This is a genomic window from Pararhizobium sp. LjRoot235, from assembly GCF_964254145.1.
Taxonomy (GTDB): Bacteria; Pseudomonadota; Alphaproteobacteria; order Rhizobiales; family Rhizobiaceae; genus Pararhizobium.
The window spans coordinates 2,749,881-2,775,078 of sequence record NZ_CAXUSP020000001.1 but is presented as its reverse complement, the minus strand read 5'-3'; the positions used below and the strand labels follow the sequence as shown (position 1 = coordinate 2,775,078).

The window sequence follows — 25,198 nt, the reverse complement described above, 5'->3', positions numbered from 1 at the left end:
TTTGATAACCGAACATCCGCGAGGACGGCCTCGCTCCCTTGAACGGAGTTATATCGTGGCCTGGGTCATTCTTTTCCTCGCAGGACTTCTCGAAATCGGCTGGGCGATCGGCCTCAAATACACCGACGGCTTTACCAGGCTGGTGCCGACGGTCTTGACCGCGACCTCTATGGTGGCAAGCGTCGTTCTGCTTGGTATCGCGGTCAGGACCCTGCCACTCGGTACGGCTTATGCCGTGTGGACCGGCGTCGGTACGGTCGGAACGGTCACTCTCGGCATCGTGCTTTTCGCCGAACCGGCGACCGCCATACGCCTTGGCTGCATCTCGCTGATCATTGCCGGCATCGCCGGGTTGAAGCTGACGGCCTGATCCTTTCTCATCTTGGATTCGCGATCACACTGCGCCATGACTGACGCGGTATGGTCGTCGTTCTGAGCCGAGGTGCCTTTCAGCGCAACGCGTCGAGCGTCGCCGTGGCCGCCTGCATGTCCTGCCAGCGATTCTCGCGACGCTGAAAGGCTTCCTCGTCCGTGCCCCAATGCTCGATTTGCCAGTCCTCGTCGAGATGGGCGAGCGCCCAGGCTTCCTCAGCCGAAAGGTGTTTCTCGGCAAAGGCGATGGCGAGCAGCGCGGACCCCGTGAGGGTCGTGATCGTGTGCAGGCAGGCAAGGCCGAGCGGCGTCGCATAGGCGCGCAGTGCCTCGGCATAGGCGTTGATCGCCGCGCCCGGCTGCGTCTGATGCACGATACCTTCGGCGAGGATGAAGCGCGCACCAAGTTTTTCGGCAGCCCAGGAAATCACGGGATCCCATCGTTCGGTCTGCCGGGCCACCAGACCTTCCGGCTCGCTGGCGCGGTAGCACAGGAGATCGGTCCCTGCGAAATTCAGAATGTCATCGAAAACACCTCGGATATCCTTCGCGACGCCGTCGATTGCAGTGTTGGCAAGCCGCGTGACGGGCATTGTCGCGGGATTGATCACGTCCTTCTGCGCCTCCCATTCGGCTGCCAGCAATTCAGCGGCGCGGGCCGTCGGCGCGGTCAGCGGATGTTTTGCGGGAGTGCGGACTGTGCGGCCGTCGAGCAGCACGGCATGACCGCCTTCTTCGGAAGGGCCGATGCTGACGGTCGTGTAGAACCGCTTGGGCAGCGGTTTCAGCATCTGTATCTGCGCGCGGCGCACGGGATCGGGGTCGCTAAGTGCACCTGTCAGCTCGTCGCGGATATCAGGCATGACATGTCTCCATCCAGTCCAGAATGTGGTTCGGAGCGTAGGCGATATGATCGGCGCCGGCCTCGACAAGTTCGGAAACGGCCGCATATCCCCAGGCAACGCCGATTGCGGCAGCGCCAGCGCTCTTGGCCATCTGCATGTCGTAGATCGCGTCGCCGATGACAATGGTGTCCTTCGGGTCGATACCGGCCTCAAAGCAGCACTCCGTCACCATTGCGGGATGCGGCTTCGAGGGGCAGTCGTCGGCCGTTCTCGAAACGAAGAATGTCTTTTCGTAACCGTGACTTGCACAGATCTGATCAAGTCCGCGCCGTGACTTTCCCGTTACGGCACCCAGGATAAGCGCGTCGCGTGCCGAAAGCGTGGCGACGAGCTCTTGAATGCCCGGGAAAAGCGGCTCGCGGAAATCCATCTCGGCCCGGACGCCACCATAGATCTTCTTGTAATGGGCGGTCATCGCAAGCGCACGGTCGTCGACATGCGACTGGTGCATCAGTCGCGCGATGGCGATGTCGAGCGTCAGGCCGATAATGCCCTTGGTGGCGTCGAGCGAGACGCGGGCAAGACCGAAGTCCTCGAAGGTGCGCGCCATGACCTCGTGGATCAGACCGGCGCTATCGACCAGTGTGCCGTCGCAATCGAATAGTACGAGCTTCATCAGTCTGCATCTTCTTCGGCGCTGGCCATGTCGAAGCCGATCAGGTTCCAGCTCTGGACCATATGCTGCGGCATGGGAGCGCTGACCCTCAGCCGCCCGCCGTCCGGATGCGGGATGTCGATGTGGCGTGCATGCAGATGCAGGCGGTTCTGAACGCCACCGGGGAACGCCCAACTCGGTTCGGCCTCGAAATATTTGGGGTCGCCGATGATCGGATGGCCGATATGGGCGGCGTGGACGCGCAGCTGATGGGTACGGCCGGTATAGGGCTCCATCTCCAGCCAGGCGAAATTCTGGCCGGCCTGCTCGATGATGCGGTAGTAGGATATCGCGTGGTCGGCGCCGTCCTCGCCGTGCTTGGCGACACGCATCCGGTCTCCGTCCGGCGTCTGTTCCTTGACGAGCCAGGTGGAAATCTTGTCTTCGCGCTTGCGCGGTACGCCTTTCACCAGTGCCCAATAGGTCTTCTTGGTGTCGCGCTCGCGAAAAGCCGCGGTCAGCTTCTGCGCCGCGCCACGGGTGCGGGCGACGACTAGCACGCCGGAGGTATCGCGGTCGAGCCGGTGCACGAGGCGCGGTTTCTCGCCCTTCGGGCTGGTCCAGGCTTCGAGCATCTCGTCGATATGACGGTTGACGCCGGAGCCGCCTTGAACGGCAATGCCCGGCGGCTTGTTGAGAACGATCACCTTGGCGTCTTCATGCAGCAGCATGCGAGACAGAAGCTCGTGATCGGAGGCGTGGCGCAGGTCGCGGCCGGCGATCGGGCCGGTCTTCGCCTTGGCATCGACATCCATCGGCGGGATGCGGACGACCTGGCCCGGCTGGACACGGGTGTCCGATTTGACGCGGCCGCCATCGACGCGGACCTGGCCGGAACGCAGAAGCTTCTGCAGGGGGCCAAAGCCAAGGCCGGGATAATGGACCTTGAACCAGCGATCGAGCCGCATGCCGGCTTCGTCGGATTCCACTTGTCTGTGTTCAATGCCCGCCATGATGTGTTCTTACCTGCATCCAATTGCGATCGCGCCTCGACAAGAGTGCCGACCGGAAATCCTGCGCAAACTGATATGACAGAGCAGGCCGGTCCCTTATGGACGCGCGGCGCTCTGAGACGGACGCTTTAGACCATTGCGCGCATAAGGGCCAGCCCGGCAAACACGGCGATTGCCGAAAGAAGCACGCTGGAACCCACATAAATGGCCGCTGTGACTGGCTCGCCGCGTTCGAGGAGCGTGATCGCATCGAGCGAGAAGGCGGAGAAGGTCGTATAGCCGCCGAGAATGCCGGTGATCAGGAAAACCCGCATCTCGGTCGATGCACCGAATTTGCGCGCGATCACCTCCGCCAGGAAGCCGATCAAAAAGGATCCCGTAACGTTGACGGCGAGTGTACCCCAGGGGAAGGACGGTCCGAAACCGCGCAATGCCCAGAGCCCGACTAGATAGCGGAGTACGGAACCGAAGGCGCCACCGGCGGCAACGAGAAGGATATGTGTCATGAAAAAGGCCATAGCCGAAACCGGCCGGACAGGGAAGGAGTCAACGCCGCAGGATGGCTTGATTGCAGGAGCTGGCGTCGATTCTGGAAACAACCGGTACCACTTTGAGACGACCGGACAAAACTATTCTTTAACGCGCAAGACCTAATATACCGGTTCCCGGGGCAAGGATTCGAAGAGACTGGAATGACGAAACCGAAATTCAGCTTCACCCACTATGATCTCAAGCAGCAGCGCGCCGGCGTTTCCATCGAGATCACGCTCAGCGCCGTAGCCAATGTCCGGCTGATGACGGAGAACAATTTCGCGCTCTACAAGCAGGCGATGAAGCACCAGTTCATCGGCGGCGTGGCGCGCAAGTCGCCGATCCGGCTGACCATCCCGCAATCCGGCCGCTGGCACGTCGTCGTCGACATGGAAGGCCATCATGGCCAGAGCGGTTCGAGTATCCGGATCATCGAGACCGCGGCTACGCCCCGTTTCCAATCGGCATCCTGAAAGAATTGCGATAGCCCCGCCGTGTGGCATGGCGCGGCTATCAGGCATCGCCGGCTAAAGCTCAGGCCAGCCGCTCGGCGTGCCATTTCAGGTGATCGTCCATGAAGGTCGAAATGAAATAGTAGGAATGGTCGTAGCGTTCATGCATCCGAAGCGTCAGGTCGATGCCGGTGCCCTTGACCGCTTCCTCGAACAGCCAGGGACGCAGGCCGTTTTCCAGGAAATTGTCGGCCTTGCCCTGATCGATCAGGAATTCCGGAAACCGGGCGCCGTCCTGCACCAGCGCGCAGGCGTCATATTGCCGCCACGCGGCCTTGTCGGCGCCAAGGTATTTTTCAAAGGCGCCGACTGACCAGTCAGCCGTTGATGGTTCGACGATCGGAGCGAAGGCCGAGCAGCTCCTGAAGCGCTGAGGGTCCTTCAGCGCGATCGTCATCGCGCCATGGCCGCCCATCGAATGTCCGAAGATACCCTGACGGTCCATGTCGACGCGGAAATGCTGGCCGACGAAAACGGGCAGTTCCTGCGTGACGTAGGTGTACATCCGGTAGTTCTCGGCCCAGGGCGCTTCTGTCGCATCGAGATAGAAACCGGCTCCCTTGCCCATCTGCCAGTTGGTGAGCTCGTCCGCTACATCGTTGCCGCGCGGGCTCGTATCCGGGCAGACGATAATCAGGCCGAGTTCGGCTGCCATGCGGCGGTACTCGCCCTTTTCCATCACATTTGCATGGGTGCAGGTGAGGCCGGAGAGATACCAGAGGACCGGACAGGGGGCTGAGATCGCCTGCGGGGGGACGTAGACCGCGAAGGTCATTTCAGTCTTGCAGGCCTGCGATGCGTGCGAAAAGACGCCCTGCATGCCGCCGAAGGCGGTGTTCTGGGAAAGGACTTTCAAGCTGTGCTCCTTTGAAGCTGAACGTGCCGCTATGCCAGCGAGACCGCCGCGTTGACCGCCGCCGCCACCAGCACCGTGTTGAAGAAGAAGGATACGACAGCGTGCCCGAGATTGATCTTTCGCATTGCGGTCGAGGTGACGGCAATATCCGAGGTTTGCGCCGTCATGCCGATGACGAAAGCGAAGTAGAGGAAATCGTAGCCACCCGGCTCTGCCGTGCCCGGAAAATCGAGGCTGTGGCCGTCGCCCTCGTTACCGTCCATCTCCGGGCTCCAGAACCGGTGGGCGTAGTGCATCGCCGCCATCGTATGGATGGTCAGCCAGCCGAGCACGACGGGTGCAAACGCGAGTATGAGTTCGATCACTGTCTCTGTGCCGCCGGAATTGAGCGCCTGGAACAGTGAAACGATGGAAACGCCGACGGCGAGGAGTGTGACGACAAAAATGACTGCCGCGGGCTCGTCGCTTCCCGCGGCATGACGTTTCAGATAGGCGCCCGTCAATTTCGGCAGACGACGGGCGATGAGAGCCAGATAGGCTGAAAAGAAGACGACCGCCGACAGGCCGATCGCGAATTTTGGTGCAACAAACAGACAAAAAACAGCGGTGATGACGGCGCAAATGCCACCCGTGTAGAAGGGCGCATGGCGGCGATGGGCGATCTTCCTGTCAGTCTTGCTCATGGATGCTCCCGGCGCTTTTTTACATCACTAGCGCTGTTTGACACGGCGGCAAAGCCGGTCGAGCGTTTCGAGAAAAGCGGAGCGATCACGGGGCGAGAAGGCGGCGTTGTAGCCCTTGCTTTCGCCGGTTTCGCGCAGGTGAGCGCCGAGATCGCGCATCGCTGTCGCCATGCCGATATTGGCCTTGTCGAAGACCCGGCCGGTCGGCCCCGTCACCTGCGCGCCGGCAGCAACACAGCGGCCGGCAAGCGGTACGTCAGCCGTGACGACGATGTCGCCTTCGCGGGCCCGTTCCGCGATCCAGTCGTCGGCCGCATCGAAACCGGCCGAGACGATGACGTTGCGCACCATCGGGTTGCGGGACGGCCGCAGGCCCGAATTGGCGACGAGGACTACGGGCAGGCCATGTCGCTCGGCAACCTTCAGGATCTCCGGCTTGACCGGACAGGCGTCGGCATCGACGTAGATGGTGCTGCTGGGAGACGTTTCTTCCGACATGGCCGCTAAACCCGGATCTTCACTGTTATGGCCGCGCGACCGATTGCCCATCGGCTTCATCGCATTGCTGACCAGCGTTTTGGCCGGTCGAGCGAGCCGGCTGCATCCGGACGTTGCCGTTTTCAATCAAGTCTGCGCCCCTGAATGGGACGCGGTATTATAGGCACGAATCATCAAAATCGAAGTCGATTTGGCTAGCCCTAGTAGATCACCACGCTTCGGATGCTCTCGCCCGCATGCATGAGGTCGAAGCCCTTGTTGATCTCCTCGAGCGGCATCGTGTGGGTGATCATCGGATCGATCTGGATCTTGCCGTCCATGTACCATTCGACGATCTTCGGTACGTCGGTGCGGCCGCGTGCGCCGCCGAAGGCCGTGCCCATCCAGTTGCGGCCGGTGACGAGCTGGAAGGGACGGGTGGAGATTTCCTGGCCAGCACCTGCCACGCCGATGATGACCGACTTACCCCAGCCGCGATGCGACGATTCCAGCGCCTGGCGCATCACCTTGGTGTTGCCGGTGCAGTCGAACGTGTAGTCGGCGCCGCCGATCGTGTCGCCGTTGCGCTTGGTCATATTGACCAGATAGGGCACGATGTCATCGCCAACCTCCTTCGGATTGACAAAATGCGTCATCCCGAACTTCTCGCCCCAGGCCTTGCGATCGTTGTTGATATCGACGCCGATGATCATGTCGGCACCGGCAAGCTTGAGGCCCTGGATGACGTTGAGGCCGATACCGCCGAGGCCGAAGACGATGGCCGTTGAGCCGATTTCGACCTTGGCGGTGTTGATGACGGCGCCGATGCCGGTCGTGACGCCGCAGCCGATGTAGCAGATCTTGTCGAACGGCGCGTCGGGATTGACCTTGGCGAGCGCGATCTCCGGCAAAACGGTGAAGTTGGCGAAGGTCGAACAGCCCATATAGTGGAAGATCTTGTCCTTGCCGATCGAGAAACGCGAGGTGCCGTCCGGCATCAGGCCCTGACCCTGCGTCGCGCGGATCGACGTGCAGAGGTTGGTCTTGCGCGACAGGCACGAGTAGCATTCGCGGCATTCCGGCGTGTAGAGCGGAATGACATGGTCGCCCTTCTTCAACGACGTCACGCCTGGCCCGACATCGACGACGATACCGGCACCCTCATGGCCGAGGATGGCGGGGAAGATGCCTTCCGGATCGGCACCCGACAGCGTGAACTCGTCGGTGTGGCAGATGCCGGTCGCCTTGACCTCGACCAGCACTTCGCCGGCGCGCGGGCCTTCCAGCTGAACGGTCATGATTTCCAATGGCTTGCCTGCCTGAACGGCGACAGCGGCGCGTACGTCCATGGTTCTTCTCCCTGAATTGATTTGGCGCCACAATCGCAGAGTGGCGTGCGGCGCTCAAGCCGGAATCGGCCGTATTGGGTCCTGATTTATCATGTGTCCTGTAGGACGCGGTTGATCTCCATCTCAAGGGCGCAGATCGCTTTTCCCGTCTGTTCGTGCAGTTTCTTCACCTGCGCCAGCTGGTCGCGCAAATGTCCGGAAATGCTGTTGGCAAGATCGTCCTTCGGCGCTTCACCGATACCGGCAATCAACCAGGCCGGGCTGACGCCAAGCACGCCCGCCAGCGTGAACAACCGGCTGGTGCGGGGCTCCGAGCGGTCGCGTTCCCAAGCGGAAATCGTGTCGCTTCGAACGCCCAGCCGGTCTGCCAGTTCCTGTGCCGAGAGGTTCATCGCGTCGCGCGCGCGCCAGATGCGGCCCCCGAGCGTATCATTGTCGCTTGGCCGGCGAATCATCGCTAAAAAGGTATCGGTTGATAAGCGCATCGGTCTCTCCTTTTGCCTTGCTGGCTTGGATGGTCGAGTTCCGGGGCGGCCGCGCTGTTGCGGTCGGATAGTTACTCAGCCAGTCTATATGGCCCGGCACATGACCGGGCACTCCAGCACGCCAAAAATGCCGCCAAAAACGCCTTCGCTTCCGTGTCCGGCAACAAAGAAATGGGAACTCCAGTTTGAGCACACCGTCCCGCACAACCGGCGCCGCCGCTACCACCGTCATGCAGGGGCTTGCGATCATGCTGTTTGCGATGATCATCCTGCCTTGTATGGATGCGATTGCCAAATACCTGGCCGTCTATCAGGGCATGTCGCCGGGGCAGGTGACGTTCTACCGGTTTTTCTTCCAGCTTGTTTCGGTGCTGCCGCTGCTGCTGACGACCGGAGGTCTCAGGGCGCTGAAACCCAGGCGGCTCTGGTTCAATCTCCTGCGCGGCGTCCTGCTTGCCGCAGCGGCACTGTTCTTCTTCGTCGCAGTCAAATACATGCCGCTCGCCGACGTCTTTGCCATCTATTTCGTCGAACCGTTCATCCTCACCTGCCTTTCGGCACTGGTCCTGCGCGAAAAGGTCGGGTGGCGGCGGTGGCTTGCCATCATCGTCGGTTTCGGCGGGGCGATGATCGTCATTCAGCCGAGCTTCGAACTCTTCGGGGCGACGTCGTTGCTGCCGGTTTTCTGCGCCTTCCTGTTCGCCTGCTATCTCCTGCTGAACCGAATTGTCGGCAGTGCCGACACGCCGCTGGCGATGCAGACGATCGCCGGCATCGGCGGGTCTCTGTTCATGATCGTGGTGATCGCCGTCGGCCATGGTGCCGGAGCGGTGGATTTCGTCCCGTCGCTGCCGCATTCCCCGCTCGGATGGGTTCTGGTCATCACCCTCGGCACGATTTCCGGCTACGGCCATCTCCTCGTCGTCAAGGCTTTTCAGGCAGCGCCCGTATCGCTCCTCGCGCCGTTCCACTATTTCGAGATCATCTCGGGGACCGCCTTGGGCTTCCTGATCTTCGGCGAATTTCCGACAGCGTCGAAATGGCTCGGCATCGCGATTATCGTCGGTTCCGGTCTTTTCATGATCTGGCGGGAGCGGCGGGCGGGGCGACTGCATAATTCCCTGGAATCGGAAGCGGTCTAAGGACAAACCGCAACTCTGATAGCGCAGGAATGGCAAAAGTTGAATGAATCGCGCAGGCTTTTGTTAACGCCCATTCTTTTCTGAATGGAAAGGGCTTGCGTCTACACTACCTCCAGTTTCATGATGAAACGGGGAGGAGAAAAGATGAGCGAACTTCGTCTTTCTTATCCGGCATGTGCGATCGCCGGGAAGACGCGCTTGGCGGCCGAGGATATCGGCATTCTGCGCGAGCATGTTTTCGCGAGAGCGCTGACGTCGTCGCAGGATGCGATGGTCCTGCTGGCGATCAACAGCTCCTGCAGCGAAAAATGTCCCGAATGGCATCACTATTTCCTCGAGACCATGACGGATTTCATCGTTCACGACCAGGATCCGCAGGGCGCCATGGACGAACGGAATGCCGATTGGCTGATCGCGATGATCTCGACGCAAGGCGTGATCAATTCGCCCATCGAACTCGATCTGCTGTTTCATGTCATCGATATCTCGTCTCGCATTCCCGACAGCCTTTCGGTCTTCGCGCTGGAACAGGTTCGCCTCGCGATCACCGACGAGGTTGGCGCCTGGGCTGGAATGCGCGGCAGCAGGCAGCATGGCCTGCAGGCATCGGACGTCATGCGGATCGGCCGGGTGATGAGCGCGATCGCGCGATCGCGCGGCAACCATCTGACGGCGCGCGAGCGCCATATGCTCGACCAGATCGGTGTTCTAACGGGCCTGCCGGCCCATGATGCGACCGTAGCATAGGGCCTTGGACGCAGGACAGCGGCCGACGCCGTGGCGTCGGCCGCTGTCGCCCTGCTGGTTATGCGATCATCTATGCGACGGACCGGCTGTTCTCCTAAGCAGACCCGTCGTTGACGGTCGGGCCGAAAATAGCCTCGAACGCCTGCCGCAGCTTGATATCAACATCGGCCATCATCACCGGCAGGCCGAGATCGACGAGGCTGGTGACGCCATAGCCGCGAATGCCGCAGGGCACGATACCGCCGAAATGATCGAGATCCGGATCGACATTCAGCGAAAGCCCGTGGAAGCTCACCCATTTGCGCAGGCGGATACCGATGGCGGCGATCTTGTCTTCCGCCATAGAGCCATCGGGCAGGGCTGGCCGTTCCGGTCGGCGCACCCAGACGCCGACACGCTCTTCACGGCGCTCGCCCTTCACGTTCATCCCGGCGAGTGTTTCGATGATCACGCCCTCCAGAGCGGCGACGAAGGCGCGGACGTCCTGCTTGCGCCGCTTCAGATCGAGCATGACGTAGACGACGCGCTGTCCCGGCCCGTGATAGGTGTATTCGCCGCCGCGGCCGGTCTGGAACACCGGAAATCGATCAGGCATAACGAGGTCCGAAGCATCGGCGCTGGTGCCGGCGGTGTACAGCGGCGGATGCTCGACCAGCCACACAAGTTCGTCCGCTTCGCCGGCAGAGATTGCCGCTGCTTCGCGCTCCATCGTTTCCACAGCCTCGGCGTAATCGACGAGCGAAGGTGCGATTCTCCAGCGCACCGGCGGTGAGCCATCGGCAGAGAAGAATGTCTTTTCAAGGCTTTCGCGTTGCATGGCCGCGGGTAATCCTGTTTGTGCGTGTTTTCTAAATGGTACGCGAAAGACCAAGAGTCCAGCGTTCTCAGGGAGCGCGAGATCGGCCTGTTGAAATAGTTGCTGTTGCCGTCAACTTTCTGCCATCCTGCTCTTGTGCACCCCAAATGCTTTTGCTACATGCACCCCGCCGGAGCAATCTGGCACCTACCACGATGCGGTCGTGGCGGAATTGGTAGACGCGCAGCGTTGAGGTCGCTGTGGGGCAACCCGTGGAAGTTCGAGTCTTCTCGACCGCACCATTTGGCTTTCGAGCCAAGCAAAAAGAGCCCGCTTTTCAGCGGGTTTTTTTATGTCCTGCAAGGGGATTAGCCACTCCTCGCCAGCTTTGCGAAACGCTTTGTCGCGCGCTCGCGCTTCAGCCGTGATAGGCGCTGCAGCCAGAAGATGCCGTCGAGCTGGTCGATTTCATGCTGCAGGCAGATCGACAGGAAGCCGTCCGCTTCTGTTTCCACCACATCGCCGGAAATCATCTGGTAGCGGACGCGGACCAGACGGGGCCGAACGACGTCTTCGGTAATTCCCGGCATGGAGACACTGCCTTCGGTGTTGGAGACCGTGTCGTCGGAAGACCAGGTAATTTCAGGATTGACGTAGATTTTCGGCCCGGATACGGAATCCAGCTCGATCACCGCGAGGCGTTGCAGCACGCCGATATGCGGCGCCGTGATGCCGATGCCCGGCGCTGCGCGCATCGTTTCCAGGAGATCACTGGCAAGAGCGGCGAGATCCGGACCGAACCTTTCCACGGGGGCTGCCGGCATGCTCAGCCGCGCATCGGGAAACCGCAGGATCGATCGTATCGGCAAGGTCGTTCTCCGCGTTTTTTCGGCGACATCAGAGCTAAACAATTCCTATGATTTTGCAACAGCTTGGGCAAAAGTGATGGCGTCGGCGGTCTGGGGGCGAATCGGATGGTGGACCTCGCCGGTATGTTGGGTTAGCAGGGAGGCGCGGTTGCCGTTCGCAAGGCGTCTGCGACCACCTGTATACGGCATCGCCTTCCTGCTCCCGCCGGACCCTGAGCCGGCGTTTCGGAGGGCTGTAATTCTTTCGAGGGCGGGCACATGAGCAGCACCGGCGATCAGGAAAAAGAGCGCATTGCGGTCGAGGGTGCCTATGACGGCTCCGATATCTACGCAGAAGACGGGTCGGTGCGCTCCGACTACCTGATGCATGTCGGCGCCGCCATCGCAGATCGCGATCTGCTTTATCTCCGCCAGCATGTGGCCCGCCTGCACGCGTCGGAAATGGGCGACGTGCTGGAAGCGATCCAGCCGGAGCAGCGCCGGGCGCTCGTTTCCCTGCTCGGCGAGGATTTCGACCTTTCGGCACTGACCGAGGTGGACGAGGCGATCCGCCTCGATATTGTCGAACACCTGCCGAACGAGCAGATCGCCGCAGCGATCGGCGAAATGGATTCGGACGATGCCGTCTACATCCTGGAAGACCTCGACCAGGAAGACCAGGAAGAAATCCTGTCGAAATTGCCGTTCACCGAACGGGTGCGGTTGCGGCGTTCGCTCGATTATCCTGAAAGTACGGCCGGCCGCCGCATGCAGACGGAATTCGTCGCGGTGCCGCCATTCTGGACCGTTGGCCAGACCATCGACTACATGCGTGAAGATGATGATCTGCCGGAAAGCTTTACGCAGATTTTCGTCATCGATCCGACCTTCAAGCTGGTCGGTGCGCTCGATCTCGACCGCGTGCTTCGCACCAAACGCTCGGTCAAGGTCGAGACGATCATGCGGGAAACCACTCATCCTATCCCGGCCGAAATGGACCAGGAAGAGGCAGCGCAACTGTTCGAGCAATACGATTTGCTTTCTGCCGCCGTCGTTGACGAAAACAACCGCCTCGTCGGCGTCCTGACCATCGACGATGTCGTCGACGTCATCCAGGAGGAAGCCGAAGAAGACCTGATGCGCCTCGGTGGCGTCGGCGACGAAGAACTCTCCGATTCGATCGGCAGTACGTCGCGTTCACGCGTGCCGTGGCTCATGGTCAATCTGCTGACGGCGTTTCTGGCTGCGTCGGTCATCGGGCTCTTCGAAGCGACGATCCAGCAAATCGTCGCGCTTGCCGTGCTGATGCCGATCGTTGCCGGCATGGGCGGCAATGCCGGCTCGCAGACGATGACGGTGACGGTGCGCGCGCTTGCCACCCGCGACCTTGACATCCACAATGCCTGGCGCATCGTTCGGCGCGAGGCCGGCGTCGGCCTTTTGAACGGGATGCTGTTTGGCGTGCTGATCGGCATCGTCGCCGGTACCTGGTTCCAGGACTATAATATCGGCGGCATCATCGCCGCTGCCATGCTGATCAACATGATCGCCGCCGCTCTGGCCGGGATCATGATCCCGCTGCTGCTCGACCGTTTCGGGGCCGACCCCGCCGTCTCTTCGGCGGTTTTCGTTACCACCGTGACGGATGTGACCGGATTTTTCGCCTTTCTGGGGCTGGCAGCCTGGTGGTTCCAGGTCAGCTGATGGTTACGTCAAAAATTTGACTTTTACGTCAAAGTCAATCAGATTGGACAGCGATATGCGACGGCCTCGTTCCAGGCGGGTTGACCGACGCGACACTTAAACCGCATCTGCAGTACGGGCGTTTCGCGTCAGGTCTTCAAGCTGCGGTTCCCCAGCGAGGCAGGCGTGAACAAATACTATACCATTACGGAACTGACACGGGAATTCGGGATTTCGACCCGCACGCTGCGTTTCTACGAGGATGAGGGGCTCATCCATCCCGAGCGTCGCGGCCGCACTCGGCTGTTCCGCTCGGCCGATCGCCGGCTGATCATGGAAATCCTGCGTGGCCGCCGTATCGGCTTCACGATCGCCGAGATTCGCGAAATCATCCAGGTCTACAAGGACCCGCCCGGCGAGGCGGGGCAGTTGCGCCTTTTGATGAAGCGCGTCGAGGAAAAGCGCGAAGAATTGCTGCAGAAGCGCAAGGACATCGAGGAGACACTCGAAGAACTGGGCAATGTCGAGGAAGCCTGTCTGACGCGGCTCGCTGAGATCGGCGTTGGCACCTGAGCGGCTCAGTCTCCTGATGCCGTGTCAAATCCACCGGCTGGTGGCGCGGCAATAGCGCTCGAATTCGAACCCGAAGCGCGACAAAAGATGCAGTTCTTCATTGCGGATCGCGAAAGCGGTCGTCAGGGCGACGGAAGCGCTGGCCAGAATGAAGAACCATGGATTGAGCATGATCAGGCCGAAGCCCACCATCATGATCGTGTAGCCGAGATAAGTCGGATTGCGGGTGTAGCGGAACGGCCCGCAGGTCACGAGATGCGACGAACACCGGTGCGGCAGAACGGCGGTTTGCCGCTCGATCAGCGTCTTCATCGCCCAGATATCCAGCGACACTGCGACGACGATAAGGGCGCCACCGGCAAGCCACGGTATCAAGCCTTGGCTTTGAGCGACGGAAATCGGCGCCAAACGCCCCAAGCTGACGGCGGCCAGCATGGCAGCCGCATAGAGAACGGGTGGCCAGGGGTATCTCAGCGGCTTGGCGCGATAGGCGTTCATGTCTATTCCTTCGCTTGTGCGTCCACGGTGCATTGACCGGCGATGCGCGCAATGCGCTCGTCGGTGTTGATGTCGATTTTGCCGGTGTTCAGCGGCTCGAACAGATTTTCTTCCATCAGCTTGTCTATCGTACAGCCACAGAACTTCGCGCAGAGCGCGGCGGTTTCCTGTTTGCTGCAGGTCACCTCGCAATTGGCGCGGAAGGCCTCGACCGGGTCCGGCTTGGCCGCGGGAAAACCAAAAGAGAAGAGATAGACGAGTGCCAACAGCAGCGGCTGATGCAGAAGGTAGATGATGAGACTGTGGCGGCCGGCCGTGGTCAGCAGCGCTTTCCACCGCGCGCTGCCGTCGGTGCGCAATTTGTTGAACCATCCAAAGCGCGACGCGAGGCGCGCCACCGCAATGCCCGCAAGGAACGGAGCAAGCCACGGAAGCAGCGGCACGTAGTCGTTCGAGCGAGGCAACGTTTCCGACAGGCCAACCCATAAGAGCGCCGGCGTGTCGAAGACCTCCGAGCGCAAGTAGAGGGGCGCCGCGAAGGCAGCGGCCGCCGCTGCCAGCGTCAGGAGGGCGGGCAGTCGCAGGAAAATCAGGCCGATCAGGCTCGCCGCGGCGATCGAATGCAGGATGCCGAAGAAGATGAAGCTGTCGGGAAAGGTAAACCAGGTGACGCCGGTGATGGCGAGGGCGGCGGCGGCTATTTTGGCAAAGCGGATGGCGAAGGAGCGGGCGCGGACGGCGGGGTAGTGCCCGAGCACGAGGCTAACGCCGGCCAGAAACAGGAAACTGCCGGCGATCAGCCGGGCATACATCTTGAATGCACCGGTCCCGACGGTGCCCGGTTCAAGATAGCCGAAGAGTTCCAGGTCCCAGGAGAAATGATAGGTCGCCATGGCGATCAGGGCGACACCGCGCAGGGCATCGATCGCCCAGATCCGGCCCCCTTTTTCGGTTGTTGCCGGTGGCGCCGCCCCGGTGTCGCTTGCGGAAACTGCGTTGGTAATCGACATGGCTCTATCTTTTCCAATCATCGGAACATACATGCGCGAGCTTGCGCGAGGCGCAATGCTTCGCGGCGCTATTTTGCGGATTTCAGCGGTTTGTGTCGTCAAGCAGCGCTTGGCGCGCTTCCGAATAGAATTGCCGCCGCGTCAGGACGAAGATGACGAAGACGGTCAGGGCGATGAAGACATAGGGGCTGACAAACCAGCCGAGATAGCCGATCGACAGGAAGATGCTGCGCAGGCCGGCATTGAAATGCTTGGCGGCAAGGATGTTCATCCTGACCGCCCGCCCGGCTGCGCGTTCGGCCCCGGCGCGGTCCTCATGCATGTCCGACATCATCGGAATGCCGCCGATCAGGATGGAGCAGTAATTGAACAGGCGATAGGACCAGGCGAACTTGAAGAAGGCATAGGCGAACAGGCAGGCAAGGCCGCCGACCTTCAGCTCAAAGGCACTGCGCCCGCCACGGAAGACGTAGGGCAGGTCGTTCATGATCCTCTGGACCTCGTCCGTGGCGCCGAGCAAGGCAAAACAGCCGCCGAGCGCGAAGATCGTCGTGGACGCGAAGAAGGCCGTGCCTGCCTGTAGCCCGGCGACGATCTGGGTATCGATCATCTTCAGGTCGCGATTGAGCGAATTGAGGATCCACCGGCGGCGGTTTTCCATCATCAGCCGCGTCAGGCTGATCCGCTTGAGATGCACCTTGCCGTCCGTGGCCCAGTTGTACCCAGTCCACAGCAGCGCAAAAACCGCCAATGCGATATAATCCGTAAGTGTCATGCCTGCGTTTTTGGCATGGTTTGCCGAAATTGCAAGGCATCACGAAAGTTTGTGGCGCCCCTTGAAATCCTATGCCGCCCATGGCGACTTATGGGGAAAGAATCGCCACGTCGGTACTGGCGCGACAAAGCGTGTCGCACGCACAGGAGCGGATGTCGGTCGATCGCCGGAGGCCAGGCGCAGGATGGCCTAGTTTCATGGATATGATTGTGGCCGGCGATCTTTCCGGCCGACCAGTGCCCAGGGCGGAGTTCGAATGTTTCTTTCGGTTTTTGACGTCTTCAAGATCGGTATCGGTCCTTCAAGCTCGCACACCATGGGCCCGATGTCGGCGGCGAACCGCTTTCTCGACCTGATCCTGTCGAGCGACTGGCCGCGGCCGGCCAATGCCGCCGTTGCCTCGATCAAGTCGAGCCTGCATGGTTCTCTCGCCTTTACCGGCGTCGGCCATGGCACGGGCAGGGCGGTGATCCTCGGCCTGATGGGCGAGCGCCCCGATCAGGTCGATCCCGATCGCATGGATGAGATCATCGAAACGGTGGAACGCACCGGCCGCATCACGCCGCCCGGACATCCGGCCTATGAATTCCAGCCGAAGACCGACCTGGTCTTCGACAAGAAGGTGCCCTTGCCGGGCCACGCCAACGGTATGTCCTTCTCTGCCTTCGACAAGGACGGGCGGCTCTTGTTGAAGCGTGTCTATTATTCCATCGGCGGCGGTTTCGTCGTCACCGATACCGAGCTCGAGGCGATGAAGGCGAGCAAGACCAAGCCGGGCGGCGTCAAGGTTCCCTATCCCTTCGCAACGGCCAAGCAAATGCTGGAGATGGCGGCACGCTCCGGCCTGTCGATCGCCCAGATGAAGCGGGCGAACGAAGAATGTTCGATGTCGCGGGAAGAACTCGACGAGGGCCTCGACCGCATCTGGGCGGCGATGAAAAGTTGCATCGACCGCGGCCTGACCGGTGGCGGGATCCTGCCCGGCGGGCTGAAGGTGCGCCGTCGCGCCGCCATGATCCATGACAAGCTGCAGGACGAATGGCGCTCCAACAAGGTCAATCCGCTGCTCGCCAACGACTGGCTGAGCGTCTATGCGATGGCGGTCAACGAGGAGAACGCCGCAGGCGGCAGGGTGGTGACCTCGCCAACCAATGGCGCTGCGGGTGTGGTCCCGGCAACCATCCGTTACTACCTGCATTTCCATGACGATGCGGATCATCATGGCATTCGCGATTACCTTCTGACAGCCGCCGCAATCGGTGGCATCATCAAGTTCAACGCCTCGATCTCCGGTGCCGAGGTCGGCTGTCAGGGCGAGGTCGGCTCGGCCTCGGCCATGGCGGCGGCGGGTCTTGCCGCCGTGATGGGCGGCACGCCCGAGCAGATCGAAAATGCCGCGGAGATCGCGCTCGAACACCATCTCGGCATGACCTGCGATCCGATTGCCGGTCTGGTGCAGGTGCCGTGCATCGAGCGCAACGCGCTCGGCGCGGTTAAGGCTGTCACGGCCGCATCGCTGGCGATCAAGGGCGACGGACAGCATTTCGTGCCGCTGGATGCCTGCATCGAGACGATGCGCCAGACCGGGGTCGATATGCACGACAAATACAAGGAAACCTCGACGGGCGGCCTCGCCGTCAATGTCGTCGAGTGCTGAAGCAGTCTCGTTTGTGGAGCGGTCAAGAACAAGCTTGACCGCGATGGGCGACTGGGTGTTCAACTCCGGCCATGGCTTTGCATCTCATCAAGCTCTGCGTTGGCGCGGATTCGATCGGAGACCTACGCGAATGGGTTTCGCGGCGGGCGCTGACGGCGATTGCCGCCGGCCTCGAGCCACATTCCTCGCACACGACGCGCATGGTCCCGAAACGCGTCGAGGAACTGTTGGACGGCGGATCGCTTTATTGGGTGATCAAGGGGCAGGTGCAGGCACGCCAGCGGCTGATCGCTATCGAAACGTTTACGGATGCCGACGGCATCGGCCGCTGTAATCTCATTCTCGGCCCCGAAGTGATCGAAACCGCCTACCAGCCGCGCCGTGCCTTTCAGGGCTGGCGTTATCTGGAGGACAAGGATACGCCGCGCGATCTGACAGCTCTCGGAGGCGGTGCGACCGAGATGCCGCTCGAATTGCGCCGGGAACTCGCAAAGCTTGGTCTTCTTTGACGAACGATGAAAGCCCGGTGATGCCGGGCTTTCATCGTTCTGGATGTCAACTCCTTTACCGGATTTTGATCCGGATTGGAAAGCGCCCCGAGGGCGAGGTGACATGCACATGGATATGGGCGTTCGGCTGGGTCGAGCGCCAGGCCCGCGCGCCATGCGTCAGAAGCAGCGTTACCAGATCCTTCGTCTTCGACTTCGGGCGGCTGCCGAGTTCGGCGATGCGCATGGCCGCTTCGTGCAAGGGATGCAGGCCGTAGCGCGGCGCCTTGCGTTTCTTGTCCGGAGCGGGCGTCAAGCCCGGACCATTCTCGTTCATTCCCATAACTGACCTCGTTACGCAAAACCAAATCCGAGGAGGATTGCCGGCTAACACGCGCCCGCAATCGAAACTTGCATAGATGCTATTGCAGGCTGGCCCAGCAAGAAAAACCCTTGCGCTTCAGCGTCTTGCAGGCGTTGACGGCCTTGTCCTGATTGGCGAAGCCGCCGAAGCGTGCCCGATAGAGATGGCCGTCACCGCTGGCAAAGGCCACGGTAAAGGGCGTTGCGCCGCGCAGCGCCTTGCCGCCCTTGTCCTTGGCTTTTCCAAGCAGCGTCATTGCCTGATCCTTGTCCGGCGTGGCGCCGATCTGAATGACCCAGCCGGCAGGCGTCGATTCGGTGGCGGAGACCGGCGTTTCGACTGCAGGCTTGACAACGGAATTGGTGATCTGGTTGTCGACAGCGGCGGCCGGGACCGGTGCAGCCTTGGCGATCTTGCGGCTCTGGGCTTCCAGTGTGTTCGGCGCGATGCTCTCGTTCAGCACGGGGTTGGCGCTGACCTTTGCCGGTTCGGCATAGGCGACTTCGATGCTCTGGGTGGTTTCGCCGCTGTAGCGGAAATCCGGAACAGGGCCACTGTTCGGCAGATTGAAGCTGCCGCCGGTCGCAGCAACAGCCGCTTCGGCCGGTTGTTCGGCGGCTTGCGCCTGCATGGTTGGCGCGTCGGCAGTTTCCGCAATCAGATCACCGCCACCGCGGCGCGAGGCCGCGGGCAGGTATTTGGCGACGAGGGCGCGCATCTGCGTGTCGCGAGCGCCGCCGGACCTGCCGCCGAGCACAACGCCGACGATGCTGCGGCCATCGGCCTGTGCCGATGTCACAAGATTGAAGCCAGCAGCGCGGGTATAGCCGGTCTTGATACCGTCGACGCCGCGGACATTGCCGAGCAGGCGGTTGTGGTTGCCGATCGTCTGCTTGCCGAAACGGAAGCTGCGCGTTGAGAAGTAGGGATAATACTGCGGGAAATGCTGGCGAAGCGCGATGCCGAGCCGCGCCTGATCGCGCGCCGTCGTCATCTGCGCGGTGTTCGGCAGGCCGTTGGCATTGCGATAGGTAGTGCGGGTCATGCCGAGCGCGCGGGCCTTGTTTGTCATGATCCGGCCGAAACGCTCCTCCGAGCCGCCGAGCAGCTCGCCAAGGGCGGTTGACGCATCATTCGCCGAACGGGTGACCAGGGCGAGGATTGCCTGTTCCACCGTGATCGACTGGCCGGCGCGTACGCCAAGCTTGGACGGCGGCTCCGCCGATGCCCGCTTCGAAAACGGTACCGGTGTGCTCTTGCTGATCTTGCCGGCTTCGAGCGCCTCGAAGGTCAGATAGAGCGTCATCATCTTGGTCAGCGATGCGGGGTAGCGCAGGCTGTCGGCATCCTCGCTATACAGCACCTTTCCGGTCTTGGCATCAACGACGATGCCGGCATACTGCGCTGCAGCGGCCGTGGAAATGGTCGTCAGCGAAGCAGCCAACGAAACCAGTAGCACCCGGCAAGCCTTCTGGAAGAAAGGGGCGATGGTGCGTTGAACGGAACCGTTGAATATGGATTTGGACACTACAGTACTCTTCATTCTTTTTCACAGATGGCGTCCGGGCGTGGCCTCCAGAAACGACCGTTCTTAAAACTCTATCGGGATAGCGTTACCAATCGGTTTATGATGAATGATTGGTTTCCGTATTCCGCCGATTGAATTGCATTTCAGTACAAAATCAGCCGCAGGTCTGGCCGAGAAAAATGACGAGGTGGATAGGGAGTGTCATGGGACGAGCTTGCTATTGACGTAGTTGAGGACGGCCGTGTCGATGGCTTGCCATTGTGGCAGCAATTGGCTCGAAAAGCGGTAAAGCACAACAAGATCGCGACCCGCATGGATATCGCGCTGACAATCGGCGCTGCTGGACATCGCGGGCGTTGCAGGCAGGATGCAGCGCACGGTATACGTGATATCTCCATCGCGGTCCGCCGTGAAGAAGACTTCCTGGCCATAACCGGAATTCTCCTTCATCAAGTGGCGTTGCAGTCCGGCCGGGCCGGGCAGGGCGGTACCGTCAAAAAGATGCTGGTAGATCGGCTCCAACCGCCCCGACATGTCGCGCGACATCGTGCTCTGGGAAATTTGAAGAAAGATCAGCTTTCCGGGGTGATTGACGTCGTTGAAGAGCGTGCGGGTCTTGTCTGTGTAGCCCTGCATGCCGGGCCAGGTGAGGTAGAGGTCGGCCCGCTCGGCCACGCCGGTCATGCGTTGCTCTTCGAAGCGGATGACGTTGGACGGCAGACGGAGGTGATCCAAGCCGATGAAAATATCGTTGTTCTCGGTACTCGTCGTATGTCCCGCCAACGCCAGGTTTTCGCCATACCAGCGCCCGGCAATGCCAATGCCCGCGGTCAACAGGGCCAGGCTGGCGACGACGGCCGTTAATCCATAGACAAAACGCGCGGAGATCAGCGGTCCGTGATCCTCATCGGTGGCTGCAGGATTGGCTGTCATCGGCGGATCGCAACCTTGCTCTCGTTAACGGGCGGTATCAATTCCAGCCGCATACGTCCCGAAACGAACCAGCCTCGGCGGCACGGAACTTGCTGATTGGCAGGGTGATCTCAACGCTGCTGCAACATGGTTAATTTTCAATGAATTTTTGCGATGATCCTCGTTCTGCTAGCTGCCGGATTTGGCGTCTCTTTCATTGTTCTGGATGTCAGCTACGTTGCGGGCCGCCGCACTGGCCATCCTCGCATCATATGGTGAGGGACAATTTCCGGCCGTTCGCCATATTCCTGGCACTGTTTGCTGGACCGGCCCTGTTCGTGATGGCGCTGTGGCGGATGCTCTTGTCGAGAGGTGCACGGATCAGCGACGGTGTCGTTGGGGTCGCGATCGCCTGCGCATGGGCTTGCTGCTACGGGCTATTGGTTGCGCAATGCGTCCATTTTGCAGGTCTGCCAGCCCCCTGATTTCTGCTGCGATTGCGGCGTGCAAGAAACGGCCGGTTCCGGGGACAGCGGAACCGGCCAAAAGGGCCTGGTCTGGGACGGGGATTGGGGACTGACCGAAGCCCTTTTCAAACGCGGTCCCGGTATCCTGAGCCGATCCGCGAATCTCTGTTATCTGTGGGGCTACTGGCTTACGCTGCCGACGGCCACCGTGCGGCCATCCTGAAGCTTTACCCACCGGCCGGAATTCTGTTCCGATTGCCGCTTGAGGTAGGTGTATTCGGTCTCCGACCACAAAAGCACCTTGTTGCGCATGTTGTCGAGAACGAAGTCGCCGCGATCGGTCCGCACGGTCAGCACCGCATGGCCGTCGCCGTTCGGTTGCAAGACAACGGTGATCAGAAGGTCGGCAGGCGAAAAGCCGGTCTCAATCAGCCGCTTGCGCTTCAAAAGCACATAGTCTTCGCAGTCACCGACCTTGTCGGGATAGGCCCAGTGCTCTTCGACGCCGTAGATCTCCTTGTCCGTCATCGGCGTCACCGCCTGGTTGATCTCGTAGTTGACCTCAAGGATCTTCTTCCAGCCTTCGCGGGTCAGCACGCCTGGCGCCGCGCTACCCGGATTGGACCCACACTCCTGAGGCAGGCTGCGGCAGAATTCGTAGTGCCCGACCGGCGGATTGGTCGGGCCATCGGTCGTCATGTTGGCTGGAAAAGCGAGCGCCGAATGGGCTGCGACTGCAGAGAAGAGTGCGCCGATGAGGCCTGCCTTCAGGAACGTTTTCGTTGTCATTCTTGTCTCCCCGTTGTGGCTAGACAATGACACCGAGTTTTTTATCGCTCGCGAAAATTGGAAGTAAAATAAAGTACAAAACAAATTGAAATAAGTACAAAATTCGAATTTAACTTGACTAAAGTTTGATATTCATTTGATTCAATTATGTGTAAATTTTTATGCATTTTCCGCGTGCTCAGGCGCGATTAATCGATGGGAAACTACCTAAATCGCGGAAAAATCGATGTTTTCTTCAAGCGGCATCTGCGGCGACCGGGAGCCCGGCCATGTGATCCCTAAGGCTGGCGCGGCTCCGGGCGGCGGGGGCGTGTTCCGGATAGACTTTGTTTACCAGGATGTTTGCTGATTTCGACCGGAAATAATGGTGAAAAGGCAAAATTATTTTCTATTCTGGCACGAAAGTCTGCGGACCGAATGACGAAATTTGAATAATCGGGACCTTTACCGCCTGGTGTATGTGCCAGATTGGGGCATGTCGCGGCGCGCCTCTGCGCGCCGCGTGTGACTTGCCGGTCGGCGTGGCGGTGGCGCCGGAATGTGCGTGATTGGATCGGACCCGAGGGGTGGACGCGGCGCGTTGAGGCGTGCCTAGAGAAACTCTCTCAAAGCGTCGCGCGATTGGATGCCGAGGAATTCGATAGCCATGCCCTCCTGGAAATGGCGGACGACGCGGCCCTTCATGCTGCCGAGCAGGACGGCTGTTCCAAGCGGCAGGCGGGTTTCGATATCGACGGCGGCGCCGGACAGCGACAGGTCGATGATGCGGCAGACATATTTGCTGCCGTCGTCGAGCGTGATTTCGGTGCGGGTCTTGCGTGGCGCAAGACGATCATGCCGCCGGTCTTCCGGCAGGCCAAGCTCGTGCTTGTTGGCAATCCAGGTCAGCTGTGCCGCAAGTTTTTCGCGCTTTCGGTCGGTCGCGTTGATCTGGATGACGAAGGCGTTTTCGGCAAGGCGCGAAACAGTGCCTTCCAGGCGGCCGACATGGTCGACATAGGCGATGATGCGCTCGCCGGTGCGCGGCCGCGCGTCGCAGGTGAAAAGAACATCACCCGGCGACATGTCGATCGCTGTGCATTCGAATTCGTCATGATTCGCAAGCATGAGCCGGCCGGTCAGGTTCACCGAAACGCGTTGAAATGCGCTCTCGTTGTGCTGCTTGGGGCCGGCAGTCTGCGTTTGCTGAAACGAATACATGACCACACTTATGCGATGTCCATCTGGATCACAGCTTTACCTTGTTCCGGTTAACAGAAGGTTTTTTTGCGCTTCCGCGGTGCGATGCGCTTTAGTCGCGCCGACCACCCTCGAAGACGCGCAGATGGAGAACGCGGCGGATCGCGCCGGCTATACCGTGGTCGGAAACCGGGTGCGGATTTGCGGGCAGGGAGATTGCGGGGCGGTTCTGCAAAAACAGGCTGGTCTTTTCGATATCGAGGACGCGAATTTCGCCAAGATCTAGGAAGTTGACGGGGGTGGCGCCCAGCCAATGGGGCCGCGCCAGCGGAACGAGCGCACCGATGAGGCGGTCGACGCTGCCATCGGGTGATTTCAGCGGCAAAAGGACAAGTTCGGTCGGCAGATGATCGGCCGCGCCGGCGATGGCCGCCGCCGTCAGGACGACGGGCGCCTTTTGTGTCATGACATCGCCGGCGATCCGATCAAGCCGGGCCGTCTGTTCGCCAAGCCACAGCGCGTCGAACCTCGAGCCGCGCAGTTCGCGGGCAAACAATGCACAGATGCGCGTGCCGGCCAATCGGAAGCGGATTTCGCCCCGTGGTGTTTTTTCCAGGATGAAGAGGTCCGGCAGAATATGCCGGATGTGGGCAGGCTCGATCTGGCCGCGGGCCGGCACGTCGCGATGTCCTCGCAACTCGTCCCAGTAGGCGTAGATCTCGATTGCGGTTTTGCTGCGCATTCTCGTGGTCCGTTCGAAACACTGTGTGCCGCTTTGACACATTTGGCGGCGGAGAACTGGCCCCGCAGTAACGACGGTGCGAATTCCGTGCCACACGGATATTAAGGTTAATTTTTGGTTTAGATTGAAAGCGGGCGGTATCGGTGGCATCCTGGGACATCACTTCACGAAGGGTTGCCTTCGGCACACAAACTTTGGGCTCGGGTTTTGGGAGCTCACCGGCCGTTCGGTTTTTGACTGGACGGCTTTTTTTCGTCGACAACGCCGGATGCTTTCTAGAAAAGCAGGGACATGAATGTCGTGCGAAATCTTCGCCAACGGATGCCGCGCTTTCGCCCGCTTTTGGTGCGCGCGTTTATCGTATAAAGCGAGGACATCAACGTGCGGCAGCGGTTGGAACCGCAGAAGGAATTGTGAGCAGCATGACGGGCGAACCGGACGGCGTGACGCCGGCAGAGGATGCCGAAACGGAAAAGCCGGTGCGCGTGCGCGAACCGGCGTTCAATCTGCCTTCGGGCCTGGTCGGCATCCTGGCGGTGCTCGTGGCGATCCACGCCGTGCGCACCTATCTGCTGCCACAGTCAATTGACAACGAACTGGTCTTCAATGTTGCCTTTTTGCCTGCGCGCTACGACCATCCGCTGGCCGAGCAGAGCCTCGCCTGGCTCTGGAGCCCGATCACCTATTCGTTCCTGCACGGCTCCTGGGAACATCTGGTTTTCAACGGCTTCTGGATGGTGGCCTTTGGTGCGCCTGTCATTCGCCGGATCGGTATGGCGCGCCTCGCAGTCTTCTGGTGCCTGTCGGCCGCGGCCGCGGTCGGGTTGCATATCGCATTCCACTGGGGCGACATCGCCGTTGTCGTCGGCGCCTCGGGCGTCGTTGCCGGCCTGATGGGGGCTGCCGCTCGCTTCGTCTTTTCTCCCAGCGGCCGCATCAGCCGGCAGTTTGCCCATCTGAACCGCCGTCTCTCAGTGAGCGAAGCACTGTCGAACCGTTCCGTCGTGTTCTTCGCCGGCATATGGTTTCTGACGAATTTCCTGATCGGCCTTGGCGTCTTTGCTTTTGGCGGCGCGGCAAGCATTGCCTGGGAAGCGCATATCGGCGGTTTCCTGTTCGGCTTCTTTCTGTTTGGCCTTTTCGATCCCCGGAATTGACCTTGGAAAGATCGGCGATCTCGCCGACAACTCTTGATTTTCCAAAAGCTGTAGCGCACCATTCC

30 protein-coding genes and 1 tRNA gene are annotated in these 25,198 nt (G+C 60.7%); 11 read left to right on the top strand and 20 right to left on the bottom strand.

Features of this window, described 5'->3' with window-relative positions:
• Positions 1 to 55: 55 nt before the first annotated feature.
• A complete protein-coding gene (sugE, locus tag ACSQ2Z_RS13325) occupies positions 56 to 370 on the top strand; it encodes a quaternary ammonium compound efflux SMR transporter SugE (RefSeq protein ID WP_436081652.1) in 315 nt (104 codons plus the stop codon).
• A 79-nt stretch (positions 371 to 449) separates the two neighbouring features.
• Here sugE and ACSQ2Z_RS13320 read toward each other — a convergent pair whose 3' ends face one another.
• The 4 genes from ACSQ2Z_RS13320 to crcB all read right to left on the bottom strand — a co-directional run bounded on the left by ACSQ2Z_RS13320 (position 450) and on the right by crcB (position 3,391).
• On the bottom strand, positions 450 to 1,235 hold the full coding sequence (locus ACSQ2Z_RS13320) for an ATP12 family chaperone protein (RefSeq protein WP_436081651.1): 786 nt from the start codon (positions 1,233 to 1,235) through the stop codon (positions 450 to 452).
• Positions 1,228 to 1,893, bottom strand: coding sequence for an HAD-IA family hydrolase (locus tag ACSQ2Z_RS13315; RefSeq protein ID WP_436081650.1), 666 nt, complete (start codon positions 1,891 to 1,893; stop codon positions 1,228 to 1,230). Before ACSQ2Z_RS13315 ends, ACSQ2Z_RS13320 begins: the two co-directional genes overlap by 8 nt.
• Positions 1,893 to 2,885 carry an RluA family pseudouridine synthase gene (locus ACSQ2Z_RS13310; RefSeq protein WP_436081649.1) on the bottom strand — a complete coding sequence of 331 codons (993 nt, stop codon included), beginning with the start codon at positions 2,883 to 2,885 and terminating at the stop codon, positions 1,893 to 1,895. Before ACSQ2Z_RS13310 ends, ACSQ2Z_RS13315 begins: the two co-directional genes overlap by 1 nt.
• Before the next feature lie 128 nt (positions 2,886 to 3,013).
• Complete coding sequence (crcB, locus tag ACSQ2Z_RS13305) at positions 3,014 to 3,391, bottom strand: fluoride efflux transporter CrcB (RefSeq protein ID WP_436081648.1); 378 nt, start codon at positions 3,389 to 3,391, stop codon at positions 3,014 to 3,016.
• On the opposite strand from crcB, the gene ACSQ2Z_RS13300 reads away from it, so the two are divergent.
• On the top strand, positions 3,390 to 3,539 hold the full coding sequence (locus tag ACSQ2Z_RS13300) for a hypothetical protein (protein ID WP_436081647.1): 150 nt from the start codon (positions 3,390 to 3,392) through the stop codon (positions 3,537 to 3,539). The two genes, crcB and ACSQ2Z_RS13300, sit on opposite strands and share 2 nt — an antisense overlap.
• A gap of 38 nt (positions 3,540 to 3,577) precedes the next feature.
• Positions 3,578 to 3,889, top strand: a complete 312-nt coding sequence (locus ACSQ2Z_RS13295) for a DUF1883 domain-containing protein (protein ID WP_436081646.1) — start codon at positions 3,578 to 3,580, stop codon at positions 3,887 to 3,889.
• Between the two features lie 61 nt (positions 3,890 to 3,950).
• Here the strand turns inward: ACSQ2Z_RS13295 and fghA are convergent, their stop codons facing one another.
• The 5 genes from fghA to ACSQ2Z_RS13270 all read right to left on the bottom strand — a co-directional run bounded on the left by fghA (position 3,951) and on the right by ACSQ2Z_RS13270 (position 7,778).
• Positions 3,951 to 4,784, bottom strand: coding sequence for an S-formylglutathione hydrolase (gene fghA / locus ACSQ2Z_RS13290; protein ID WP_436081645.1), 834 nt, complete (start codon positions 4,782 to 4,784; stop codon positions 3,951 to 3,953).
• 29 nt (positions 4,785 to 4,813) lie between these two features.
• A complete protein-coding gene (locus ACSQ2Z_RS13285) occupies positions 4,814 to 5,467 on the bottom strand; it encodes a DUF1345 domain-containing protein (protein ID WP_436081644.1) in 654 nt (217 codons plus the stop codon).
• 27 nt (positions 5,468 to 5,494) lie between these two features.
• Positions 5,495 to 5,965 carry a YaiI/YqxD family protein gene (locus tag ACSQ2Z_RS13280; RefSeq protein ID WP_436083071.1) on the bottom strand — a complete coding sequence of 157 codons (471 nt, stop codon included), beginning with the start codon at positions 5,963 to 5,965 and terminating at the stop codon, positions 5,495 to 5,497.
• Positions 5,966 to 6,165: 200 nt separating this feature from the next.
• On the bottom strand, positions 6,166 to 7,293 hold the full coding sequence (locus tag ACSQ2Z_RS13275; protein ID WP_436081643.1) for an S-(hydroxymethyl)glutathione dehydrogenase/class III alcohol dehydrogenase: 1,128 nt from the start codon (positions 7,291 to 7,293) through the stop codon (positions 6,166 to 6,168).
• A gap of 89 nt (positions 7,294 to 7,382) precedes the next feature.
• Positions 7,383 to 7,778 carry a helix-turn-helix domain-containing protein gene (locus ACSQ2Z_RS13270; RefSeq protein ID WP_436081642.1) on the bottom strand — a complete coding sequence of 132 codons (396 nt, stop codon included), beginning with the start codon at positions 7,776 to 7,778 and terminating at the stop codon, positions 7,383 to 7,385.
• 230 nt (positions 7,779 to 8,008) lie between these two features.
• On the opposite strand from ACSQ2Z_RS13270, the gene ACSQ2Z_RS13265 reads away from it, so the two are divergent.
• Both ACSQ2Z_RS13265 and ACSQ2Z_RS13260 read left to right on the top strand, forming a co-directional pair.
• On the top strand, positions 8,009 to 8,920 hold the full coding sequence (locus ACSQ2Z_RS13265; protein WP_436083070.1) for a DMT family transporter: 912 nt from the start codon (positions 8,009 to 8,011) through the stop codon (positions 8,918 to 8,920).
• Between the two features lie 144 nt (positions 8,921 to 9,064).
• Positions 9,065 to 9,667, top strand: a complete 603-nt coding sequence (locus tag ACSQ2Z_RS13260) for a hypothetical protein (protein ID WP_436081641.1) — start codon at positions 9,065 to 9,067, stop codon at positions 9,665 to 9,667.
• Between the two features lie 94 nt (positions 9,668 to 9,761).
• Here the strand turns inward: ACSQ2Z_RS13260 and lipB are convergent, their stop codons facing one another.
• Positions 9,762 to 10,484 (bottom strand): lipoyl(octanoyl) transferase LipB, encoded by a 723-nt coding sequence (lipB, locus tag ACSQ2Z_RS13255; RefSeq protein ID WP_436081640.1) that lies wholly within the window; start codon positions 10,482 to 10,484, stop codon positions 9,762 to 9,764.
• Between the two features lie 196 nt (positions 10,485 to 10,680).
• On the opposite strand from lipB, the gene ACSQ2Z_RS13250 reads away from it, so the two are divergent.
• A tRNA-Leu gene (locus tag ACSQ2Z_RS13250) sits at positions 10,681 to 10,765 on the top strand.
• Positions 10,766 to 10,831: 66 nt separating this feature from the next.
• Here ACSQ2Z_RS13250 and ACSQ2Z_RS13245 read toward each other — a convergent pair.
• Positions 10,832 to 11,332 (bottom strand): peptide deformylase, encoded by a 501-nt coding sequence (locus ACSQ2Z_RS13245; protein WP_436081639.1) that lies wholly within the window; start codon positions 11,330 to 11,332, stop codon positions 10,832 to 10,834.
• Positions 11,333 to 11,590: 258 nt separating this feature from the next.
• Here ACSQ2Z_RS13245 and mgtE point away from each other — a divergent pair, with 258 nt between their 5' ends.
• Together mgtE and ACSQ2Z_RS13235 are read left to right on the top strand one after the other, a co-directional pair.
• A complete protein-coding gene (gene mgtE / locus ACSQ2Z_RS13240; protein WP_436081638.1) occupies positions 11,591 to 13,015 on the top strand; it encodes a magnesium transporter in 1,425 nt (474 codons plus the stop codon).
• A gap of 165 nt (positions 13,016 to 13,180) precedes the next feature.
• Entirely contained in the window at positions 13,181 to 13,567 is a 387-nt protein-coding gene (locus ACSQ2Z_RS13235; RefSeq protein WP_436081637.1) for a MerR family transcriptional regulator, read from the top strand.
• Positions 13,568 to 13,591: 24 nt separating this feature from the next.
• On the opposite strand, the gene ACSQ2Z_RS13230 is transcribed toward ACSQ2Z_RS13235, so the two are convergent.
• From ACSQ2Z_RS13230 to ACSQ2Z_RS13220, 3 genes are all read right to left on the bottom strand, one after another.
• Positions 13,592 to 14,065: a methyltransferase family protein gene (locus ACSQ2Z_RS13230; protein WP_436081636.1), complete on the bottom strand. Its 474-nt coding sequence runs from the start codon at positions 14,063 to 14,065 to the stop codon at positions 13,592 to 13,594.
• Positions 14,066 to 14,067: 2 nt separating this feature from the next.
• Positions 14,068 to 15,075, bottom strand: a complete 1,008-nt coding sequence (locus ACSQ2Z_RS13225; RefSeq protein WP_436081635.1) for a heparan-alpha-glucosaminide N-acetyltransferase — start codon at positions 15,073 to 15,075, stop codon at positions 14,068 to 14,070.
• 82 nt (positions 15,076 to 15,157) lie between these two features.
• Positions 15,158 to 15,850 (bottom strand): DUF599 domain-containing protein, encoded by a 693-nt coding sequence (locus ACSQ2Z_RS13220; RefSeq protein WP_436081634.1) that lies wholly within the window; start codon positions 15,848 to 15,850, stop codon positions 15,158 to 15,160.
• Positions 15,851 to 16,106: 256 nt separating this feature from the next.
• Between ACSQ2Z_RS13220 and ACSQ2Z_RS13215 the strand changes: the two genes are divergently transcribed.
• Together ACSQ2Z_RS13215 and ACSQ2Z_RS13210 are read left to right on the top strand one after the other, a co-directional pair.
• Positions 16,107 to 17,507 (top strand): L-serine ammonia-lyase, encoded by a 1,401-nt coding sequence (locus ACSQ2Z_RS13215; RefSeq protein ID WP_436081633.1) that lies wholly within the window; start codon positions 16,107 to 16,109, stop codon positions 17,505 to 17,507.
• A gap of 71 nt (positions 17,508 to 17,578) precedes the next feature.
• A complete protein-coding gene (locus tag ACSQ2Z_RS13210; protein ID WP_436081632.1) occupies positions 17,579 to 18,016 on the top strand; it encodes a DUF1489 family protein in 438 nt (145 codons plus the stop codon).
• Positions 18,017 to 18,071: 55 nt separating this feature from the next.
• On the opposite strand, the gene ACSQ2Z_RS13205 is transcribed toward ACSQ2Z_RS13210, so the two are convergent.
• The 6 genes from ACSQ2Z_RS13205 to ACSQ2Z_RS13180 form a co-directional block, all read right to left on the bottom strand.
• A complete protein-coding gene (locus ACSQ2Z_RS13205) occupies positions 18,072 to 18,338 on the bottom strand; it encodes a hypothetical protein (protein WP_436081631.1) in 267 nt (88 codons plus the stop codon).
• A gap of 79 nt (positions 18,339 to 18,417) precedes the next feature.
• Positions 18,418 to 19,902, bottom strand: coding sequence for an SPOR domain-containing protein (locus ACSQ2Z_RS13200; protein WP_436081630.1), 1,485 nt, complete (start codon positions 19,900 to 19,902; stop codon positions 18,418 to 18,420).
• Between the two features lie 186 nt (positions 19,903 to 20,088).
• Positions 20,089 to 20,820, bottom strand: a complete 732-nt coding sequence (locus ACSQ2Z_RS13195) for a hypothetical protein (protein ID WP_436081629.1) — start codon at positions 20,818 to 20,820, stop codon at positions 20,089 to 20,091.
• A gap of 626 nt (positions 20,821 to 21,446) precedes the next feature.
• The gene (locus ACSQ2Z_RS13190; protein WP_436081628.1) at positions 21,447 to 22,055 is read right to left on the bottom strand and encodes a transglutaminase-like cysteine peptidase; all 609 of its coding nucleotides are present in this window, start codon (positions 22,053 to 22,055) and stop codon (positions 21,447 to 21,449) included.
• Positions 22,056 to 22,646: 591 nt separating this feature from the next.
• Positions 22,647 to 23,255, bottom strand: a complete 609-nt coding sequence (locus ACSQ2Z_RS13185; protein ID WP_436081627.1) for a PilZ domain-containing protein — start codon at positions 23,253 to 23,255, stop codon at positions 22,647 to 22,649.
• Between the two features lie 91 nt (positions 23,256 to 23,346).
• Entirely contained in the window at positions 23,347 to 23,976 is a 630-nt protein-coding gene (locus tag ACSQ2Z_RS13180; RefSeq protein WP_436081626.1) for a PAS domain-containing protein, read from the bottom strand.
• 422 nt (positions 23,977 to 24,398) lie between these two features.
• Here ACSQ2Z_RS13180 and ACSQ2Z_RS13175 point away from each other — a divergent pair, with 422 nt between their 5' ends.
• Positions 24,399 to 25,133: a rhomboid family intramembrane serine protease gene (locus ACSQ2Z_RS13175; protein ID WP_436081625.1), complete on the top strand. Its 735-nt coding sequence runs from the start codon at positions 24,399 to 24,401 to the stop codon at positions 25,131 to 25,133.
• Positions 25,134 to 25,198 lie beyond the last annotated feature (65 nt).